The following is an 18,482-nucleotide window of genomic DNA, read 5'->3' as shown; positions in this document are numbered from 1 at the left end:
TCCGATGGAGGCCACCATAGCGATGACAACGAGCCAGACAATCGGGGCGCGGTACTTGTTGATGAAAGTCATGATGCAACCAGTGTACGAGGACGGACGAAGACACTGAAAGACGAGTAAGCGGTGCCGCCGTCATTGGCCTAGTCCCGGGACGCCAGACCCGCGTCCCGGGCAGCGGCCAAACGCTTCAGCCCGTCCGCCGGGCGGATGGGCGTCGGCCACCGGGGCTCAAGATGATCCCCGAGCGTGACGTTGCGCAGGCGCCGCCCGAACATCGGGATCACCCATTCGCCCCACCAGGCCGCCTCTCTGCGGAGCAACTCTGCCACGGTGAGCTGATGCCGGGGCCGGAGGGGTTTGGACGTGAGCGTATGGTCGACGCCCAGCACGCGCAGCACGTGGGCGGCCATGGTCTTGTGGCCGGCCGGGGACATGTGGAGGCGGTCAACGTCCCATAGACGGGCATCGTGGTACTCGTCGAAACACCAGTAATCCACGAGCAGCGCGCCGTAGGTCTCAGCGATTCGGCGAACGTGGTCGTTGTAGGCCCAGTTCCGGCGTCGCATCGGCTCAAGCACCGGGTGGAGCCGAACGTCGAACCCGGTGAAGAGGAGCGGACGGGCTCCTGCTGCGGCGATGCGCGACACCATTTCCTCATAGCTCTCCATGAGGGGCGTGATGCTGGTGCGTAGTTCAAGAATGTCGTTGCCGCCTGCGTAGACGCTGACCACCGTTGGGTGGAGGTCCAGCGCGGACTCCAGCTGCTCGTCGATGATCTGGCGAAGCCGCTTGCTGCGGACGGCAAAGTTGGCGTAGCGCCAGGTGGGATCCTGTTTGCTCAACTGTTTCGCCACGCGATCGGCCCACCCGCGCACGCCGTTGGGATAGCGGGAGTCCCAGTCCCCCACTCCCTCCGTGAAGGAATCACCAATCGCGACAAACAGCCTGGACACCGCTCCACGGTAGGGATGGCGGACGACGCCGGCTCATCGCGCATGTGCCGGTGGAGGAAAGTGCTGATGAATTCGGAATATCCGGGCAGGACTCAACGCTCCACCCAGCATGACTCCACGAATTGCGGTTACCGGCTCCACCGGCCACGTAGGCGGGGAAGTAGCCCGCCGCCTGTCCGACGCAGGATACGAACAAGAGCTCATCGTGCGTGACCCTGCCCGGGCTCCGAAACTTCCGGGAGCGAGTGTCGCCCGTGCCGAATACGCTGACCGGGAGGCGGCTGTTGATGCACTCCGCGGCAGCGAGGTGCTTTTCATGGTTTCGGGCTCGGAGGCAAAAGACCGCGTGGACCAACACCGCACTTTCATCGACGCCGCCGCGGAAGCCGGAGTCCAACACATCGTCTACACCTCCTTCCTTGCCGCCGGTCCTGAGGCGACCTTCACGCTTGGCCGGGACCACTGGGCAACGGAGGAGCACATCCGAAACTCCGGTATGAGCCACACGTTCCTGCGTGACAATTTCTACCTGGACGTCCTGCCCCTCTTCGCGGGAGATGAAGGCGTGCTGCGGGGGCCGGCGGGGAACGGGCGGGTAGCGGCTGTGGCGCGGACTGATGTGGCGCGCACCGCCGTCGTCGTGCTCAAGGATCCGGAGCCCCACATTGGACGCACCTATGACCTCACCGGCCCTGAAGCCCTCTCCCTCGGTGAGGTCGCGGCCATCATCACCCGCGTGACCGGCCGCGAAACCCGCTACGAGGAGGAAACGGTCGAGGAGGCTTACGCCTCCCGTGCCTCCTACGGTGTACCGGACTGGCAGTTGGACGCGTGGGTGAGTACCTACACCGCCATCGCCTCCGGTCAGTTGGAAGGCACGACGACGGTGATCCGAGACCTGACCGGATCGGAACCGACCAGCCTGGAAGAACTGCTCAAACGTTAGAAACCCTTGACCCCTTCGTGGGTCAGGCCTACCGTTGTAATCAACTAGTTCATTGATAAAGGGTTAGGTTGATAATGGACACGGACGCGGACCATCTCGACCGGGCTTTCATGGCCCTGGCGGATCCCGCGCGCCGCAGCATCATCGCCCACCTCAGCCGCGGCTCGGCAACCGTCAACGAACTGGCCGCTCCATTCGACATCACCAAGCAGGCGGTCTCCAGGCACATCCAGGTTCTTGAACAGGCTGAGCTGGTGACCCGCTCGCGTGATGCGCAGCGTCGCCCAGTGCACCTGAACCCAGCAAAACTGGAGGCGCTCACCGCGTGGATTGGCCAGTACAGGCTTGTACGTGAAAGCCAGTTCCGCGCACTCGATGATCTACTCGAATCCAAGGCCAGAAATGGCCGCGCACCCAAGGATCAACCATGAGCAACCAACTCAAGCTCTCCGTCCCGGCAGGCCTCCCCTTCATTGACTTCGAGCGGGAGTTCGACTTTCCGGTCGAGGCAGTCTTCGAAGCACACAGGGACCCAGCCCTTATTCCCCGGTGGCTCGGCCCGCGGCGCATGACTGCGGAGGTGGACCACTATGACTTCCGCACCGGCGGCAGCTACCACTACACCCACACCGGCCCAGACGGCGTTTCGTACGGCTTCAGCGGTGTCTTCCACACTGTTCGGGAGAACGAGTTCGCCATTCAGACGTTCGAATTCGACGGTTACCCTGACGTCGTGAGTCTTGAATTCCTCCGGTTCGAGGATCTGGGCAGCGGACGCTCCAAACTGCTCGGCCACTCCGTGTACCCCACGCAGGAAGCTCGGGACGGCATGGCGGAGTCCGGGATGGAAGGCGGAATGACCGAGGGGTACGAGCGCCTCGATGAACTGCTCGGCGGCGAGCACTAGTCGCCCGCCGCAACGAAGCGTCCCACTGAACCCGGCGGTTCGGTGGGAATGTCCGGACATTCCCACCGAACGACGCGGTTGGGTGGGACGCCTCGTGCGGCTGCCGCCCGCATTACGCTCGGTACATGCGCAGGGACTTCCACCGTGACCAACTTTCAGCCGGCGCCTTCTACAAGCTGCTGACCGCTACTGCGGTGCCGCGACCCATCGCCTGGGTGGCGTCCCAGTCCGAGAGCGGCGTGGACAACCTCGCGCCGCACTCTTTCTTCACCGTGGCCTCGACCGCCCCGCCGATTATCCAGTTCACGTCCGTGGGAGAGAAGGACAGCCTGCGCAACATCCGCGCACGCGGTGAATTCACCGTGAACTTCGCTCCGGAGGAGCTCTTCGACCGGGTCAACGTGACTGCCACGGCGTTCGGACCGGACGTGATCAACAGGATCCGGGTGGAAGACTGGCCGAACTCCTTCCCGGCGGACCGCCCATGACAACACCCCCCAGCCCGATCGCCGGGTTCGAGGACTGGCCCGACGCCGTGCGCCAGCTCGGCAGGCACCAGGGACACAACGCTGCGAGCGCCCGGCTTGCACAGGCACTCGGCGTTCCGGGCGGCATTCCTACGCCGTCGGTGTCAGCTGGGCGCACCCGCGTTGTCGACGGCGTTCAAATCCAGGAACTGGATTGGCAGCTACCGTACGGCCCGCCGACGCGCGGTTACCTGCTGACTCCCTCGGATGCGAAGGGAAGCCTCCCCGGCGTTCTGTGGCTCCACTGCCATGGCGGCAACAAGTGGCTCGGTGCGGAACGGCTGATCGACGCCGGTGCTGCGACCGGTCCGGAGGTATCTGCGGTGCAGCGCGACCTCTACTCAGGCCGCGCCGTCGCCAATGACCTCGCGCGCGCCGGTTTCGCTGTCCTGGTCCACGATTCCTTCAGCTGGGGAAGCCGGAGGTTCCTCCTCGATCCACCGCCGGCCCGGGTGGCCGAAGGGATGGCCGCCCGGTGGGCCCTCTGGCGGGAAGAAGGCGTACAGCCGACGCCCGCCATGGAGTACAACGCCGCTGCGGCCGCGCATGAGCACACGGTGGCCAAGACGGCAGGACTCCTCGGTACGAGCTACGCCGGAATGGTGGCGCTCGAGGACCTGGTGGCGCTGAAGGTCCTCGGTTCTCTGGACGCCGTCGGTGGCGCGGGCGTGGGTGTCGGCGGTTTCTCCGGCGGCGGGGGCAGGGCGCTGGTACTGTCCGCTCTTGCGCCGGAGGTGCGCGCCGCCGTCGTCTGCTGCATGATGACCACCTTCGAGGGTCTTTTTCCCTCCCATATGGACGCCCATTCCTGGCTGCTCGCAACGCCGGGGCTCGCTTCCTCTTTCGAGTGGCCGGAACTCGCCGGCCTCAACCCCGACTGCCGTCACCTCGTCCAGTTCGCGCGGGAAGATCCGCTCTTCACCCTGCATGGCATGCACGACGCCGACAGGAGACTCACGGCCCTGGCAGCCGGCACTCCCGGTCGCTATACGGGGACGTGGTACGACGCCGGCCACGTCGTCACCGCGGAGATGCTGCAGGAATCGACGCTGTTTCTGGCAGCATCGCTGACCTCTCGACCGCTTCACGCCCGCCGAGTGTGACAGTTCCCGGTCATCTCAGAAAACGTTTTCCTTGACGTGTGGCGGATGACACACTAGGGTCAAGTGCAATCCCGAGAAAGCGTTTTCTCGTACATGAAGCAATTGCCCTACAACCGGACAGAAGGTTCCCGATGAAGCCTCCCAGCGACGCGTGCGCCACGGCGCGATCACACGCCCTCGCGATCGCGGAAAGGACCAGCCATGTCAGCTCTGAGTGAGATGTCGCGGCTGAAGAAAGAGCCGCGTGGAAAGAAGCGAAAGCTGACCGACGCAGAGAAGAAGGAAGAGCGGGCCGGTTACCTTTTCCTGGCGCCCTGGCTGATCGGCCTGGTCATCATCACCATCGGCCCAATGGCGGCGTCGCTGTACCTCTCCTTCACGGACTACAACCTGCTGCAGCCCCCAGAATGGACCGGGCTGGACAACTACATGCGGATGTTCGACGACACCCGGCTGCAGAACTCGCTCGGGGTCACCTTCCTCTATGTCTTCGTCTCCGTACCCCTCCAGCTCATCGCAGCGCTGGCGCTCGCACTGATCCTGGACCGCGGCATGCGCGGCCTGAGCTTCTACCGCTCGGTCTACTACCTGCCGTCACTGCTTGGCGGCTCCGTCGCTATCGCAGTTCTATGGCGGCAGATTTTCGGAACCTCCGGCCTGATCAACCAGATCCTGGCGCTTGTGGGCATCGAGGGTATGGGCTGGATTGCAGACCCCTCCACGGCGCTGGGCACGCTGATGGTGCTCAACGTGTGGACGTTCGGCGCTCCGATGGTGATCTTCCTGGCGGGCCTCCGCCAGATCCCGTCGATGTACTACGAGGCAGCGGCCATGGACGGCGCATCGAAGGTGCGGCAGTTCACCACCATCACCGTCCCGCTGCTCACCCCGATCATCTTCTTCAATCTGGTCCTGCAGATCATCGGCGCCTTCCAGTCCTTCACCCAGGCATTCGTGGTGTCCGGCGGAACGGGCGGCCCCGCGGACTCGACCATGTTCTTCACGCTGTACCTCTACCAACAGGGCTTCGGCAACTTCAACATGGGCTACGCGTCAGCCATGGCATGGCTGCTCCTGCTCATCATTGCCGCCTTCACCTTCATCAACTTCATCGCCTCGAAATGGTGGGTGTTCTATGACGACTAATATCGAGCCCCAGACAACAACGTCCCCGGCGGCCGGACAAAACAAGGCCCCCGAGGCGCCGCGGGTCCGCCGCAGCCGTAACGAGGACGTGACCGGAAGCCCCGGACGCCGGCTGCTCAAGCACATTGCGCTCACCGCCTTCGGCATCATCATGCTCTACCCGCTGCTCTGGATGCTGGTGAGCTCACTGCGGCCGAACGACGAAATCTTCCGGGAAGCTGGCCTCTGGCTCACCTCGTTCGAGTTCAGCAACTACACCGAAGGGTGGAACGCACTTCAGTCACCGTTCGGGCACTACATGATCAACTCGATGATCGTGGTCATCGGCTCCATCATCGGCAACCTGGTGTCCTGCTCCATGGCGGCTTATGCTTTCGCCCGGCTGAGGTTCCGCCGCCGTAACCTGCTCTTCGCCATCATGCTCATGACGATCATGCTTCCCATCCACGTGATCATCGTGCCGCAGTACATCATCTTCTCCGAGCTGGGCTGGGTGAACACCTTCATCCCGCTGGTGCTTCCCAAGCTGCTGGCCACGGACGCGTTCTTCGTCTTCCTGATGGTGCAGTTCATTCGCGGGCTGCCCAAGGAGCTGGATGAAGCAGCACGGATCGACGGCTGCGGCCACGTGCGGATCTTCACCCGCATCATCCTCCCCCTGATGGTGCCCGCCCTGGCGACAACCACCATCTTCACCTTCATCTGGACCTGGAACGACTTCTTCAGCCAGCTGATCTACCTGACCGACCCGAACATGTACACGGTGCCGGTTGCACTGCGGTCCTTCGTGGACAGCACCGCCACCTCCTCCTGGGGTTCGATGTTCGCCATGTCCATCGTTTCCCTCCTGCCCGTCTTCCTGGTGTTCCTGTTCGGTCAGAAGTACCTGGTCAAGGGCATCGCCACTACCGGCATCAAATAGCCGTCCCTGTTTGAAACCAAAACTCGACAGACAACAGATAGATAGGAAAGAAATTCAATGAGGAAGTTCTCCCGACCCCTCCGTGCCGTAACAGCGGCCTCCATGGCCGTGGTGCTCGGCGCATCCCTGGCCGCCTGCGGCAGCGGCGGCAACGAAGCCGCCGGTGACGGCAACCTCCGGTTCTCCTGGTGGGGATCAGACCCCCGCCACGAGGCCACGCAGGAAATCATCGACATTTACGAGGCAAACAACGAGGGCGTCACCGTCGCCGGCGAGTTCTCGGACTTCTCCGGTTACTGGGACAAGCTGGCGACGACGACGGCCGGCCGGGACGCGCCCGACGTCATCACCATGGATGAGAAGTTCATCATGGAATATGCAGGCCGCGGGGCCCTGACGGACCTCACCGAACTCGAGAACCTGGACCTGTCGAAGTTCCCTGAGACCGCACTGGACCTTGGCCGCTATGAGGACGGCGTTTACGGGCTGAGCACCGGACAGAACGCCTACACCGTGATGGTCAACGCAGACCTCTTTGCCGAGGCCGGTGTCGAAATCCCGGATGACACCACCTGGACCTGGGACGACTACTACAAGCTCTCTGCAGAGATCAGCGAAAAGCTGGGCGAGGTCAAGGGTACCGACTACGGCGCACTGGACGCTGACCTGCGGATCTGGCTGCGCCAGAACGGCGAGGAGCTCTACAACGAAGACGAGCCGGGCACGGTCGGTTACTCGCAGGAGAGCCTGAAGTCCTGGTTCGAACACCTGCTCAACGTCCGTGACACCGGCGGCGGCGTCAGCGCTGCCCAGTTCACTGAGGCCGCTGCGGGCACTTTCGAAGCCGAGAACTTCCCCACCAAGAAGACCGCCATGGGCTGGTACTGGTCCAACCAGCTGGGCGCCCTCCGCTCAGCCACCGGTGATGACGTACGCATGCTTCGGATTCCCTCACCCAGCGGCAACGCCGAAGACAACGGCATGTACTACAAGGCCTCCATGTACTGGTCCATCTCCAGCCAGTCGGACGACCAGGCAGCAGCAGCCGACTTCGTGAACTTCCTTGCGAATGACCCGGCCGCCGCCGAGAAGATGCTCGTTGACCGCGGCGTCCCCGCCAACCCGGACATGGCCGCGGCGATTCAGCCCAAGCTGGACGAGTCGCAGCAGACCGTCGTTTCCTTCCTCGAGGAAATCGCTCCCGAGGTCTCCGATTCACCGAAGCCCTCCCCCGTTGGTGCAGGCAACGTGCAGGAAACGATCGTCCGTTACGTGGGCGAGGTCCTGTTTGACAACCTCACGCCGGAGCAGGCGACCGAACAGCTGACCGCCGAAATCGAAGGCATGATCAGCGCAGGCTGACCCCTCTGATCCTCGAACGACATCCATCCGATAGACAGGACGAGATTCAATGAAGAGATTCTCTCGCGCAACCCGTGCGGTCACGGCCGCCACCGCGGTCGTAGCGCTCAGCATGACCCTTGGCGCCTGCGGCGGCGGCAGCGGCGGTGACGCCGGCGGCGGAGACGGCAACCTGCGGTTCTCCTGGTGGGGTTCGGACCCCCGCCATGTGGCCAATCAGGAGATCATCGACATGTACGAGGCCGAGAACGAGGGCATCACCATCGAGGGTGAGTACTCCGACTTCGGCGGCTACTGGGACAAACTCGCTACGACGACGGCGGGGCGCGACGCCCCGGACGTGATCACCATGGACGAGAAGTACCTTCAGGAATACGCCGGTCGCGGAGCATTGGCGGACCTCAGCACACTCGAAGGCCTGGACACGTCCAAATTCGACGAAGCGTCACTGAACCTGGGTCGTTACGAGGACGGCCTGTACGGCCTGTCGACCGGCCAGAACGCCTACGTGGTGATGGCCAACAATGACCTGTTCGAGCAGGCCGGCATGGAACTCCCGGATGACACCACCTGGACCTGGGACGACTACTACCGCATCTCGGCGGAGCTCACCGAGAAGCTGGGCGGGGACATTGTCGGCACCGAATACGGCGCCCAGGATGTCGACCTGCGTATCTGGCTCCGCCAGCACGGCGAGAACCTCTACAACGACCAAGAGCCCGGAACCGTGGGCTACTCGCCTGAGAACGTCACCGCCTGGTTCGAGCACCTGCTCGAGGTGCGCGACGGCGGCGGACCGAGTGCCGCCCGGTACACGGAGGAAATGTCGGGCTCCTTCGAGGCCGGTGGTTTCGCAACCAACCGCGCAGCCATGGGGTGGTACTGGTCAAACCAGCTCTCGGCCGTGGAGTCGGCCAGCGGCAGTGAGGTGACGATGCTTCGTCCCCCATCCGAGTCAGGCGATGCCTCCGAGAACGGCATGTACTACAAGGCGTCGATGTACTGGTCGATTTCCAGCCAGTCCGATGACCAGGAGGAAGCGGCGAAGTTCGTGAACTACCTGGCCAACAACCCGGAGGCCGCCAAGAAGATGCTGGTGGACCGTGGGGTTCCCGCGAACCCCGACATGGCTGCCGCCATTGCTCCGGAGCTGAATGAGACAGATCAGACCGTGGTGGACTTCCTCGACGAAATCCGCCCCGACATGGCCGAAGCGCCGCTGCCTTCTCCCGTCGGTGCCGGCGGCGTCCAGGACACGGTCAAGCGCTACGTTTCCGAGGTGCTGTTCGAGAAGCTCACACCCGAGCAGGCAACGGAAAAGCTGACCGCCGAAATCGAAGGGATGATCAGCGCAGGCTGATCATCCGGAACGGAAAAAAACGATCATGCTCGACCCCGCTCCCCGTCCGCTGAACCCCTCGGCAGATACCGCCGACCATCACCGCCGCGACGGCTCCGTCCGCGTTGCGCGGGTGGCCCTGGTCGGCGTCCACGGGTACGGCGCCCGGCACCTGGACAACCTTCGGCGGCTCGAGGCCGGGGGCACCGCGCGGCTGGTAGCCGTGGCGGACCCCCGCCCTCCCTCCGAGGGCACGCTGGGTAGCGAGGTCGGCGTGTTCGACAATCTGGAGGACCTGCTCGCTGCGGGGGTGGCGCCCGACGTCGTCGTTATCGCCACCCCAATCCAGGCCCATGCGCCGCTCGCCCACGCGGCGATCGCGGCGGGCGCGGATGTGTACGTCGAGAAGCCTCCGGTGGCGTCAATGGAGCAGTACGAATTGCTCCTGACCGCTGCGGAAAAAGCAGGCGTTGCCGTACAGACGGGGTTTCAGAGCCTCGGCTCGGCAGCGCTGGACCGGATCGACGATCTCGTGGCATCGGGATCGCTGGGTTCGGTCCGCGGCGTCAGCGCGCTCGGAGCCTGGGTGCGAACCCGGGGCTACTTCGCGCGCTCACGCTGGGCGGGGAAGCGGACCCTGGATGGAGTGGACGTGGTCGACGGCGTGGCCACCAATCCGCTCGCCCATGCGGTTGCGACCGCCCTACGTGTGGCCGGTGCAAGGCAGACGTCCGACGTGGCTACCGTCGAGACCGACCTGTACCGCGCCCACGACATCGAGTGTGATGACACATCGGCTATCCGGTTGGGCACCGCCTCCGGCACCGTCGTCACGCTCGCACTCACCCTGTGTGCCGCGGAGCAGACGCGACCCAGCGTCACGCTCCACGGCACACAGGGGACCGCCGTGCTGTATTACACCGAAGACGAACTGGCGATCACCACGGCCGAGGGAACCCAAACTGAGTACTTCGGGCGCGCCGACCTGCTGGAAAACCTCCTCGAGCACCGTGCAGCCGGTACTCCCCTGATCAGTCCGCTCGCCTCCTCCGGTGCCTTCATGCGGGTTCTCGACGCGGTCCGGCTGGCAGCGCCGCCGCACCCCATCGATCCCGCCTACGTCACCTGGGAGGGCGAGGGGGATGATGCGCATCCCGTTGTCCACGGCATCGAGGACCTCCTGCGCCGGGCATGCCTCGCCCAGGCGACGTTCAGTGAACTTGATCCGGGCTGGGCCTGCGCGTCCTCGTCGTCCTTGCCTGTTGTGCTCGACGGACGCCCCGTGGGCTCTTACCGCGATGGCTCCGCCGTCACTCCCCTGCTGTCGCCCCGCCCCTACCTGCACCCCGTAACGACACGCGGCGGAGTGGTTGTCACCGATCACTTCCCCGCTGACCACGTGTGGCACCTCGGCGTAGGCGTTGCCGTACAGGACGTCAACGGCGTCAACTTCTGGGGCGGACGCACCTACCGGCGCGAGGAGCAGGGCTACGTCTGGCGCCCGGACCACGGCCTTATCTCCCGCACCGCAATCACTCAAAAGAATAATTCCCTCGAGGAGACCCTCCGGTGGAGCGGCCCCGACGGCGCCACGCTGCTGCACGAAGCACGCCGAATCACCTGGCGTTCCGTGAATGACACAGTGTGGGCGCTCTCGGTCGAGTTCGCACTCACGCCTGCGATCGACGGCCCCGTGCACCTTGGGAGCCCCGGATCGAACGGGCGGGAGGGCGGCGGCTACGGCGGCTTCTTCTGGCGCCTCCCCGCCTGCCAAAACCCCTCGATTACGACGGCGGACGCCTCCGGTGAAGGGGACGTCCACGGCACCGTGTCCGACTGGCTGTGCTGGCAGGGCACCTTCGAAGGCCAACTGGCAACGCTCCTCTTCCTGCCCAACGACGGCACCGTTGACCCCTGGTTCGTGCGGGCGGAAGGCTACCCGGGAGTGGGTCTGGCGCTCGCCTGGGACCGCCCCGTCACCACCACACGCGAATCCCCGCTCACCCGCTCCGTCACCGTTCTCATCGCCGACGGCGCCCTTACCCCCGAGGCAGTCCGTGCACTCGCGGCCGACGAAAGGCATCCATGACCACTACCTCAGAGCCCGGACTGTCTTTCGCGGATCCCGCAGCGGATCCCGCCGACGAGCGTGCGATCAAACGCCGCAGGGTCCTCGACATCCTCGACCGCACCGGCCACGACTCCCTGCTGCTCACCACCAACACGGCGATGACCTGGTACCTGGGCGGCAGCCGCCTGCATATCAGCCTCGCGGGTGATCCGATCGCCGCACTGCTGGTCGACCGCGAGCGGGACCACCTGATGACTTTCAACAACGAGGCGGACCGGTTGATGCGCGAGGAGCTGCCGACGGACGTCGTCGTGCACCCCGTGCCGTGGCACGGTTCCCTGGACGAGGTGGTCCGCCGGCTGTCCCCTGCCGAACCGCTCGACGAGGCGAGCGTCCGGACGGAACTGCGCGAGGCGCGGCAGTCCCTCCTTCCGGTCGAAGCAGAGCACTACGCCGAACTCAACCGCGAGGTAGCGCGGGCCATGACTGACGTTCTCTCCGCTGCCCGGCCGCACACACTTGAGCGCGACATCGCCGCGGAACTGGCCGCACGGGTCATCGCGATGGGTGCGGAGCCCCTGGTCCTGCTATGCAACGGCCGCGAGCGCTCCGCCTTCCGACACCCGCTCCCGACGACGTCACCGCTGGGTCGACGGGCAATGGCCGTGGTCTGCGCCAGGCGCAAAGGCGTGATCGCGAATGTCACGCGCTGGGTTCGCTTCGATGGATCGACGGCCACCGAGCGCGATGCCGAGTCACGGATTGCCGCTGTTGAGTCGGACATCTTCGCGGCGACGGTCCCCGGTGCACGGCTGGATGGGATCTTCGAGGTCATCCAGCGCTCGTATGACGCCCACGGCTTTGGCCCGGACCAGTGGCGGCTGCACCACCAGGGCGGACCGGCCGGATATGCGGGCAGGGACCCGAGAGTCACGGCGTCAACCGATGACGAGGTGGTCCTGAACCAGGCGTTTACGTGGAACCCGTCCGGGCCGGGTGTCAAGATCGAGGACACCGTGCTCATCACCGCCGAAGGCATCAAGGTGCTCAGCGTCGACGAGCGCTGGCCCACGGTCGAAGTCAACGGACTTCTGCGGCCGGTGACCCTCGAGGTCTAGGGAAATTCCGCGCAGCTCTGGTCCCTTCACGACGCCGGAACCCACCAGAGGTGCGCAAGTTCCCGTTCGGAGCTAACCCACCATTCGATTCTCCGGCGGGGGCGCGGTGGTCAGGTTCGCCTCAAGGAGACGTCCCACGCACTCGATGGCCGCGCGTATGACGTCGGGTTCGGCGACGTTCAGTTGCTGGAAGACCAGCCCGTCCAACGCCGCAAACTCAGCGAATCCGCCCAACGCATCCTCGACACGCTGGTGCCCGGCCTGGAAGTTCTGGAGGTCGCGGGACACAACTGGGTCGAAGACGAGTACTCCCGCTCCACGTGGCCGATGCACTACACCGGCTACCTCACCAGGTCCCTCGCTGAGCTGCAGCGCCCTGAAGGGCGCATCTGTCTCGCCGGATCCGACTTCGCGAATGGGTGGGGCGGCTTCATCGATGGCGCAATTGCAAGCGGTCTCGATGCCGCCCGCAACGTCGGGCAGCAACTCGAGCGAGCCCATACGGTCGAAGCGTCCCTGACGGTCTGAAAGATTGCTGACAAGTCGATCTCCTGGCCCCCGAGCGGGCGCTAGTCTGAGGGGCGTGGACGAGGAGTTGAGCGACTCGCTGAAGGCGGCCGTCGCGGAGGCAGTGGGCGGCCACGTCACCGCGCTGACGAACGTCGAACGGACGCCCCTGGACTACGATGCGTTCCTCGCTCATCGGACGGTAAGTCGGATCCAAGGGGATGCGGTCGTCGGTGACCGGAACGTCCCGTGGTCACTGATCGAGAAGCACACCGGGGGACCTGCGTTGGCCTCTACGTACCTTCTGGATAACGGCAGGCGGGAGTTCGACGCCTATGGCTCCGGATTGCTTGAGGATGTCGCTCCCGGGATCCGCGCGCCCCGAGCCTATGGAAGGTTGCTCGGCCCGGACGGCGGGATGACGCTCTGGCTGGAGGAGGTCCATCATGAGGGAGCCCGACCGCTGGACGCGGCGACAATCCTCGCCGCCGCACGCGACTTGGGCGGCATGGCAGGCCGGTGGGCCCACCGCGAACTCACTGAGCCCTGGTACTTCACTGAGTGGATTGACCGCCACAGCCAGCCTGAAGCCGTCGAACAAGGGTTGGCGACGCTGCGCCGAGCCCACCCCGACATCGTCGCGCATCTCGGTGCCCGGCTGACCGCCGCCGAGCAGCTGATCCTCAGGCAAGCCCGTTTCCGCGAAATCCTGGAAGTGCTTCCGCACACGCTGTGCCACCACGACGCCGCCGGCGCGAACGTTTTCTCCTCCGGCGCCCGGACGGTTCTCATTGACTGGGAATCGGTCGGCGCCGGTCCGGTGGGAGCGGACCTGGCATCACTTGTTTTCTCGTCCGTGCGCCGCGGTGATGCCCTGGCCAGCGTCACTGTGCCTATCGTCGATGACGCTTTGAATTGCTACGCCGACGCTCTCGGCGTGGAGGCACGCAACATCACCTTCGAGCAGGTGCGCCTGGGCTTCGACGCCGCGATTGCACTTCGCTGGAAGCTCGCCGTCGACGTCGTCGCGGGCATTGAAAGAGGGCAGGCACCGCGACGAGGAAGCCTCCCGCGCGAGGATCCTGCCATGGCGTTGGAGGAGCTGACCGTGCTTGTGGACCTGCTCCTCGCTTCAGCAGAGCGGGCGCTCAGCAGGGAGCGGTGAACTCCAACCCGAGTCCCGGCTGCCCGGTCACGGTGAGCCCCGATTCCGTGATGCTGACCGGCGATGGTCCGGCAAGAATGCCCAGCTCTCCGAGGGTGGCGCCGTCGACCGCTTCTACCCACGCCGTCTCCGCGAGGGTGGAAGCAAGCTGCCCGGAAAGCTCGGGGAGCAGGTGCGGGGCCACGGCAATGCTGTTGGCCCGCGCGAGCTCGACGATACGCCGGAACGGAGTAATGCCACCGACGCGAATGATGTTGGGTTGGATGATGTCCACCGCGTCCGCCTCGATGAAGTCGCGGAACCGGTAGATGGTGTGCACGTTCTCGCCCAGTGCGATGGGCACGGGCGAGGAGCGGCGCAGCCGGCGGTAGGCGGAGAGGTCATCGGCGCGGATGGGCTCCTCGAGCCAGTGCAGGCCGTACTCAGCAAGCCACTCAAGCGCGCGCAGCGTGGTGGGAAGGTCCCACCGTTGGTTGGCATCAATCATGAGCGCGCGATCCGGGCCAATAACCTCCCGGACGGCGGCGATGCGCTCTGCATCCTCGCGCAGGTCCGGCTTCCCGACCTTCACCTTCACGGCCTGCCTGCCCTCGGCCACCCAGCGCTGCGCCTGTTCTACGAGTTCGTCGAGGGTGTAGTGCAGGTTCACTCCGGACCCGTAGACGGGCACGCTCTCACGACGCCGGCCCAACAGGTCCGGAACCGAGCAGCCGGCCTGGCGCCCGGCCAGGTCCCAGAGGGCGAGGTCGACGCCGGCCATCGCTATGGTGGTCAGACCTCCCCCTCCGGCCTCGTGAAGCCTCACCCACAGCGCGTCCCAGACCTCCTCGGGGCGGGCGGGAAGTCCCGCTATAAACGGGGCGATGTCATTCTCGAGCAACGCCAGCACTGCCTGCGGCCCGATGGTGGGGGTCCAGGAGAAGCCGTGGCCCACACCGCCGTCGTCCGTGGTCACCGTGGTTGCGATGAAGTGGTTCTCCGGAACGTCCGCTCCCCAGGCGCGCCGCAGCGGCACCGTGATGAGACGTGCGGTGAGGCCTGTGATCTTCGGGCTCATGCTCCCACAAGCTCACGGCCGGCGGAGAGGATTGCCTTGAGCTCAACCAACTGGCTCTCGGTGGGGTCGACCAGCGGCGGGCGGACGGAGCCGACGTCGAATCCGTCCAGCCGCAGGCCCGCCTTGATGAGCGAGACGCCGAAGCCGGGCGTCTGGTCGCGCAAGCGCACCAGCGGTGCGTAGAAGCCTTCGAGCAGACGGTGCCGAGCCGCTTCATCATTGTCGATGTAGGCGCGGTAGTACGCGGTGGCAATATCCGGTGCCATGGCGAATGCCGCGGAGGAGTAAAGCGGAATTCCGAGTCCCCGGTAGGCGCCCTGGCTGAGTTCGGCGGTCAGCAGACCGTTGAAGAACTGGAAGTCGGTCCGGCCCGTGGCTGTTACGGCGGACACGATCTCCTGTGCCAGGCCGACGTCGCCCACACCGTCCTTGAATCCGATCACCTTCGGGTTGGCGGCCAGCCGCGCAACGGCGTCGGCGGTGAACGCACCGTTGGCGCGGTGGTAGATGATGACCGGCAGGCTCGACGCGGCGGCGACGTCCTCCACATAGGCAACCAGACCGTCCGTGGGGCCCTTGACGAGGTAGGGCGGCAACACGAGCAGCGCATCGGCCCCGGCCTCCTCGGCAACCTTCGCTGCAGCACGGGCGTGGCCGAGCGGGCCGCCGGCGCCGGCGATCACGGGAACCTGCCCATTGACGGCGCTCACCGCAGTCGTGACGACGGAGCGGATCTCCTCGATGTCGAGGGCGTGGAACTCGCCGGTGCCGCAGGCAGGAAAGACGCCTCCCGGCTGGTAGCTGAGCCGCGACTCAATGTGCTCGCGAAGCTTTGCGGTATCAACTGATCCCGTGGGCGAGAAGGGCGTGACGGGGAAAAACAGCACTCCGTTGAACTGCATGACTTACCTGGCTTCCTGGATTGTGGAGGCCAATTCGGACTCCTGAGATTCGCTGAGTTCGGTGCGCCAGCTGCGCTTCGGCTCCCACCCGAGGAGCCTGCGGGCCTTGTCGATGGAGAAGGCCGGGCTGGTGCCGCTCAGATTGGAAGCGAGCGCGCCCACAGCAGGAAGATAGCGCGGGATGAGTACGGACAACGGTTCACGGGCGAGCGCGTCCGCAGCTCCCACGAAGAACGTTTCAGCATTCGGAATCCGGTCCATGGACTGCAGCAGGACGTCGAGGAAGTCCGCCACATCCCGGGCGTCGACGTAGTTGAAGACGGCCGGCGCGGAGAGCGAGGGATCATCCAGCCGTTCGACGACGGTGTTCCCCTGCTGCGTAGGCGCACCCGCCCATTCCTCCGGCGAGATGACGTAGCAGGGCCGGAACGCCGCGTAACGGATCCGGTCGCCCTGTGCTGCGGCGAACATGCGCATGGTCTGTTCGGCGAGCAGCTTGGAGAGGGCGTACGCGTTCCAGGGTTTCGGCGTCGTTTCCTCGTCGAGCGGGAACGCCTCCGGCACCCATCCGGCCGGCGAACCGTAGCCGAGCACCGTCGGGCTGGAGGCCGTGATGATCCGACTGACGCCCAGGTCCGTGGCCGCGCCCATGACCTGGAAGGCGAGCTGGCTGTTGGTCTGGAGGATGACGTCTTCAGGTGCACTGAAGGGGACGGCGATCGCGGCAAGGTGGATGACGGCGTCGGGCGCGTGCTCTTCGATCACGCGGCGGGCTTCACCTGCCGCCAGCAGGTCAACCGACTCCTGCCGGACATGCGCGGGGAACGCACCTTCCGGGACGGGCGCGCGGTCCACGGAGACGACGTCGTACCCTGCTTCAGCAAGGCCGGTCACCACGCTGCGGCCAAGTCTGCCGGAGCCGCCGGTGATGAGGACCGTGGTCTTCGCCCGCTCAGCCACGGCGCACCTGCCCGTTCTGCGCACGGTCAGCGGCGAGATCCGCACCGAGGTTGAGTTCGCTGATCCTGACGGGCAGCGAAGACTCGAGCGACGCGTTGCCGGCAATGCCGACCGCGACTGCGCGCAGGCCGTCCAGATAGCCCGACGGCCTGCCCAGCGGGTCATCCCCCGGCCCCTCGAACAGGTCCGCGAGCAGCAGCGCGTCGCCGCCGCCGTGGCCCCCCTCTCCATTCACGATCGGGACTTCCACGGCGGGCTCCCAGTGACGCTGGAGGATGAGGCGTTCGCCGTTGACGCGGACGGCGTCGTCTTCCTCCACGGGTGTGGCGCTAGGGTCGACGACGTTCTTCTGATCGGTGCTGTTGGAGACTGCGGCTCTCTCCACGACCTCGAGCTCGGCACGCCCGAGCGTTCCGTTCACCGCGACCCGGTAGCCCTCCCAGGGGCTGTGCGCGTTCAGTGAATAGCTGAGGGTCGGTCCGGACTGGTAGTCGACCACGAGAGCAAGATTGTCCTCGATGGTGATTCCGGGGGCGAAGACGTCCTGGTCACGCTGGTACCCGTCGTGGTGTTCGTTGGCGTAGTAGAGGGCGTTGAGGCGCTCGTCCTCGCGGAGGTCCAGGGCGAACGGATCACCCGCGGCGGAGTCAGTGGTGCCGCGCTCGGGGCGGTTCGTGAGGCCACGCCCGGCAGCGTTGCTGTCACCGTAGAAGCGCAGTCCCCCGCTGGCGAAGACTCGTTCGGGAACGTCATCGATCCACCAGTTGACGAGGTCGAAGTGATGGGACGCCTTGTGGATCAGGAGGCCGCCGGAGTTCTCCTTCTGCCGATGCCAGCGGCGGAAGTAGTCGGCTCCGTGGACGGTGTCGAGCATCCAGCTGAAGTCGATGGAGGTAACTGTGCCGATCGCGCCGCTCTGGATGATCTCCTTCAGCGCGCTGTTCCGGGGCGAATACCGGTAGTTGAAGGTCACTACGACGTCGCGTCCCGTGCGGTCGATTGCGTCGCAGATGCGGCGGCAGCCGTCGTCGCTGATGGTGAGCGGCTTTTCAACCACGACGTCGGCGCCCGCTTCCAGCGCCTCGACGATGTAGTCCGCGTGCGTGAAATCGGGCGTGGTGACAATGACGCGGCCGATGCGGTTGTCCCGGATGAACTGCGTCAGATCCTCCGGCCGGAACCGCGCCACCTGCGTTTCCGGCGAAAGTTCGGCAATGAGGCTGAGGTAGTACTCAACCCGTCCCGGATTGGTGTCGCTGATGGCCACCAGTTCGGCTGAGGAGGCGTGATCGCCAAGCGCGGCGCGGACGTACATCTCAGCTCGGGAGCCGGTGCCGATCAGGGCCAGGCGGGTGCGTTCCTGCTCTTGTGTCTGCTGCGCTGCGGTAAGTGTGTGCGGGGCGGTACTCATGGGGCTCCTTCAGTCGCCGCCATCAGCGATGATGCGACGCCTCGTTCGAGAAAACGTTTTCTGGAAAAGGTTATATGCTTTCTATC

The 18,482-nt window shown here is 65.3% G+C and carries 18 protein-coding genes; 13 read left to right on the top strand and 5 right to left on the bottom strand.

Annotated elements, in window-relative coordinates; translation table 11 throughout:
• Positions 1-140 precede the first annotated feature (140 nt).
• Positions 141-953 carry an SGNH/GDSL hydrolase family protein gene (locus AC5RTB_RS08825; RefSeq protein ID WP_494060689.1) on the bottom strand — a complete coding sequence of 271 codons (813 nt, stop codon included), beginning with the start codon at positions 951-953 and terminating at the stop codon, positions 141-143.
• Between the two features lie 109 nt (positions 954-1,062).
• Here AC5RTB_RS08825 and AC5RTB_RS08820 point away from each other — a divergent pair, with 109 nt between their 5' ends.
• The 13 genes from AC5RTB_RS08820 (at position 1,063) to AC5RTB_RS08760 (ending at position 14,066) form a co-directional block, all read left to right on the top strand.
• The gene (locus AC5RTB_RS08820; protein ID WP_494060688.1) at positions 1,063-1,899 is read left to right on the top strand and encodes an SDR family oxidoreductase; all 837 of its coding nucleotides are present in this window, start codon (positions 1,063-1,065) and stop codon (positions 1,897-1,899) included.
• A 74-nt stretch (positions 1,900-1,973) separates the two neighbouring features.
• Positions 1,974-2,330 (top strand): ArsR/SmtB family transcription factor, encoded by a 357-nt coding sequence (locus tag AC5RTB_RS08815; RefSeq protein ID WP_494060687.1) that lies wholly within the window; start codon positions 1,974-1,976, stop codon positions 2,328-2,330.
• Complete coding sequence (locus AC5RTB_RS08810; protein ID WP_494060686.1) at positions 2,327-2,806, top strand: SRPBCC family protein; 480 nt, start codon at positions 2,327-2,329, stop codon at positions 2,804-2,806. Before AC5RTB_RS08815 ends, AC5RTB_RS08810 begins: the two co-directional genes overlap by 4 nt.
• 125 nt (positions 2,807-2,931) lie before the next feature.
• Positions 2,932-3,294, top strand: coding sequence for a flavin reductase family protein (locus AC5RTB_RS08805; RefSeq protein ID WP_494060685.1), 363 nt, complete (start codon positions 2,932-2,934; stop codon positions 3,292-3,294).
• Positions 3,291-4,436 (top strand): acetylesterase, encoded by a 1,146-nt coding sequence (locus AC5RTB_RS08800; protein WP_494060684.1) that lies wholly within the window; start codon positions 3,291-3,293, stop codon positions 4,434-4,436. Before AC5RTB_RS08805 ends, AC5RTB_RS08800 begins: the two co-directional genes overlap by 4 nt.
• A 201-nt stretch (positions 4,437-4,637) precedes the next feature.
• A complete protein-coding gene (locus AC5RTB_RS08795) occupies positions 4,638-5,582 on the top strand; it encodes a carbohydrate ABC transporter permease (protein WP_494060683.1) in 945 nt (314 codons plus the stop codon).
• A complete protein-coding gene (locus AC5RTB_RS08790; protein ID WP_494060682.1) occupies positions 5,572-6,504 on the top strand; it encodes a carbohydrate ABC transporter permease in 933 nt (310 codons plus the stop codon). Before AC5RTB_RS08795 ends, AC5RTB_RS08790 begins: the two co-directional genes overlap by 11 nt.
• Positions 6,505-6,561: 57 nt before the next feature.
• The gene (locus tag AC5RTB_RS08785) at positions 6,562-7,866 is read left to right on the top strand and encodes an ABC transporter substrate-binding protein (RefSeq protein ID WP_494060681.1); all 1,305 of its coding nucleotides are present in this window, start codon (positions 6,562-6,564) and stop codon (positions 7,864-7,866) included.
• Positions 7,867-7,915: 49 nt separating this feature from the next.
• The gene (locus tag AC5RTB_RS08780) at positions 7,916-9,226 is read left to right on the top strand and encodes an ABC transporter substrate-binding protein (RefSeq protein WP_494060680.1); all 1,311 of its coding nucleotides are present in this window, start codon (positions 7,916-7,918) and stop codon (positions 9,224-9,226) included.
• A 25-nt stretch (positions 9,227-9,251) separates the two neighbouring features.
• Entirely contained in the window at positions 9,252-11,294 is a 2,043-nt protein-coding gene (locus AC5RTB_RS08775; protein WP_494060679.1) for a DUF6807 family protein, read from the top strand.
• The gene (locus AC5RTB_RS08770; protein ID WP_494060678.1) at positions 11,291-12,394 is read left to right on the top strand and encodes a M24 family metallopeptidase; all 1,104 of its coding nucleotides are present in this window, start codon (positions 11,291-11,293) and stop codon (positions 12,392-12,394) included. The genes AC5RTB_RS08775 and AC5RTB_RS08770 overlap by 4 nt, the downstream gene beginning before the upstream one ends.
• A 183-nt stretch (positions 12,395-12,577) precedes the next feature.
• Positions 12,578-12,922 carry an FAD-dependent oxidoreductase gene (locus AC5RTB_RS08765; RefSeq protein WP_494060677.1) on the top strand — a complete coding sequence of 115 codons (345 nt, stop codon included), beginning with the start codon at positions 12,578-12,580 and terminating at the stop codon, positions 12,920-12,922.
• A 55-nt stretch (positions 12,923-12,977) separates the two neighbouring features.
• A complete protein-coding gene (locus AC5RTB_RS08760; RefSeq protein WP_494060676.1) occupies positions 12,978-14,066 on the top strand; it encodes a phosphotransferase in 1,089 nt (362 codons plus the stop codon).
• Here AC5RTB_RS08760 and AC5RTB_RS08755 read toward each other — a convergent pair.
• The 4 genes from AC5RTB_RS08755 to AC5RTB_RS08740 are packed head-to-tail and all read right to left on the bottom strand — an operon-like array spanning position 14,050 to position 18,396.
• Positions 14,050-15,123 (bottom strand): mandelate racemase/muconate lactonizing enzyme family protein, encoded by a 1,074-nt coding sequence (locus AC5RTB_RS08755; protein WP_494060675.1) that lies wholly within the window; start codon positions 15,121-15,123, stop codon positions 14,050-14,052. The genes AC5RTB_RS08760 and AC5RTB_RS08755 overlap by 17 nt on opposite strands.
• Positions 15,120-16,025: a 5-dehydro-4-deoxyglucarate dehydratase gene (locus tag AC5RTB_RS08750; RefSeq protein WP_494060674.1), complete on the bottom strand. Its 906-nt coding sequence runs from the start codon at positions 16,023-16,025 to the stop codon at positions 15,120-15,122. The genes AC5RTB_RS08755 and AC5RTB_RS08750 overlap by 4 nt, the downstream gene beginning before the upstream one ends.
• Positions 16,026-16,028: 3 nt before the next feature.
• Complete coding sequence (locus AC5RTB_RS08745) at positions 16,029-16,985, bottom strand: NAD-dependent epimerase/dehydratase family protein (protein WP_494060673.1); 957 nt, start codon at positions 16,983-16,985, stop codon at positions 16,029-16,031.
• On the bottom strand, positions 16,978-18,396 hold the full coding sequence (locus AC5RTB_RS08740) for a Gfo/Idh/MocA family protein (RefSeq protein WP_494060672.1): 1,419 nt from the start codon (positions 18,394-18,396) through the stop codon (positions 16,978-16,980). Before AC5RTB_RS08740 ends, AC5RTB_RS08745 begins: the two co-directional genes overlap by 8 nt.
• Positions 18,397-18,482 lie beyond the last annotated feature (86 nt).

Source organism: Arthrobacter sp. M71 S08 (assembly GCF_059089725.1).
Note: the sequence above shows the minus strand (reverse complement) of the source record. Positions and strands in the feature narration are given on the sequence as shown.

What these genes read in the sequence shown, in the direction of transcription:
- AC5RTB_RS08820 (WP_494060688.1), top strand. Translation starts at nt 1,063, where the DNA reads ATGACTCCACGAATTGCGGTTACCGGCTCCACCGGCCACGTAGGCGGG.
- AC5RTB_RS08815 (WP_494060687.1), top strand. Translation starts at nt 1,974, where the DNA reads ATGGACACGGACGCGGACCATCTCGACCGGGCTTTCATGGCCCTGGCG.
- AC5RTB_RS08810 (WP_494060686.1), top strand. Translation starts at nt 2,327, where the DNA reads ATGAGCAACCAACTCAAGCTCTCCGTCCCGGCAGGCCTCCCCTTCATT.
- AC5RTB_RS08805 (WP_494060685.1), top strand. Translation starts at nt 2,932, where the DNA reads ATGCGCAGGGACTTCCACCGTGACCAACTTTCAGCCGGCGCCTTCTAC.
- AC5RTB_RS08800 (WP_494060684.1), top strand. Translation starts at nt 3,291, where the DNA reads ATGACAACACCCCCCAGCCCGATCGCCGGGTTCGAGGACTGGCCCGAC.
- AC5RTB_RS08795 (WP_494060683.1), top strand. Translation starts at nt 4,638, where the DNA reads ATGTCAGCTCTGAGTGAGATGTCGCGGCTGAAGAAAGAGCCGCGTGGA.
- AC5RTB_RS08790 (WP_494060682.1), top strand. Translation starts at nt 5,572, where the DNA reads ATGACGACTAATATCGAGCCCCAGACAACAACGTCCCCGGCGGCCGGA.
- AC5RTB_RS08785 (WP_494060681.1), top strand. Translation starts at nt 6,562, where the DNA reads ATGAGGAAGTTCTCCCGACCCCTCCGTGCCGTAACAGCGGCCTCCATG.
- AC5RTB_RS08780 (WP_494060680.1), top strand. Translation starts at nt 7,916, where the DNA reads ATGAAGAGATTCTCTCGCGCAACCCGTGCGGTCACGGCCGCCACCGCG.
- AC5RTB_RS08775 (WP_494060679.1), top strand. Translation starts at nt 9,252, where the DNA reads ATGCTCGACCCCGCTCCCCGTCCGCTGAACCCCTCGGCAGATACCGCC.
- AC5RTB_RS08770 (WP_494060678.1), top strand. Translation starts at nt 11,291, where the DNA reads ATGACCACTACCTCAGAGCCCGGACTGTCTTTCGCGGATCCCGCAGCG.
- AC5RTB_RS08755 (WP_494060675.1), bottom strand. Translation starts at nt 15,123, where the DNA reads ATGAGCCCGAAGATCACAGGCCTCACCGCACGTCTCATCACGGTGCCG.
- AC5RTB_RS08750 (WP_494060674.1), bottom strand. Translation starts at nt 16,025, where the DNA reads ATGCAGTTCAACGGAGTGCTGTTTTTCCCCGTCACGCCCTTCTCGCCC.
- AC5RTB_RS08740 (WP_494060672.1), bottom strand. Translation starts at nt 18,396, where the DNA reads ATGAGTACCGCCCCGCACACACTTACCGCAGCGCAGCAGACACAAGAG.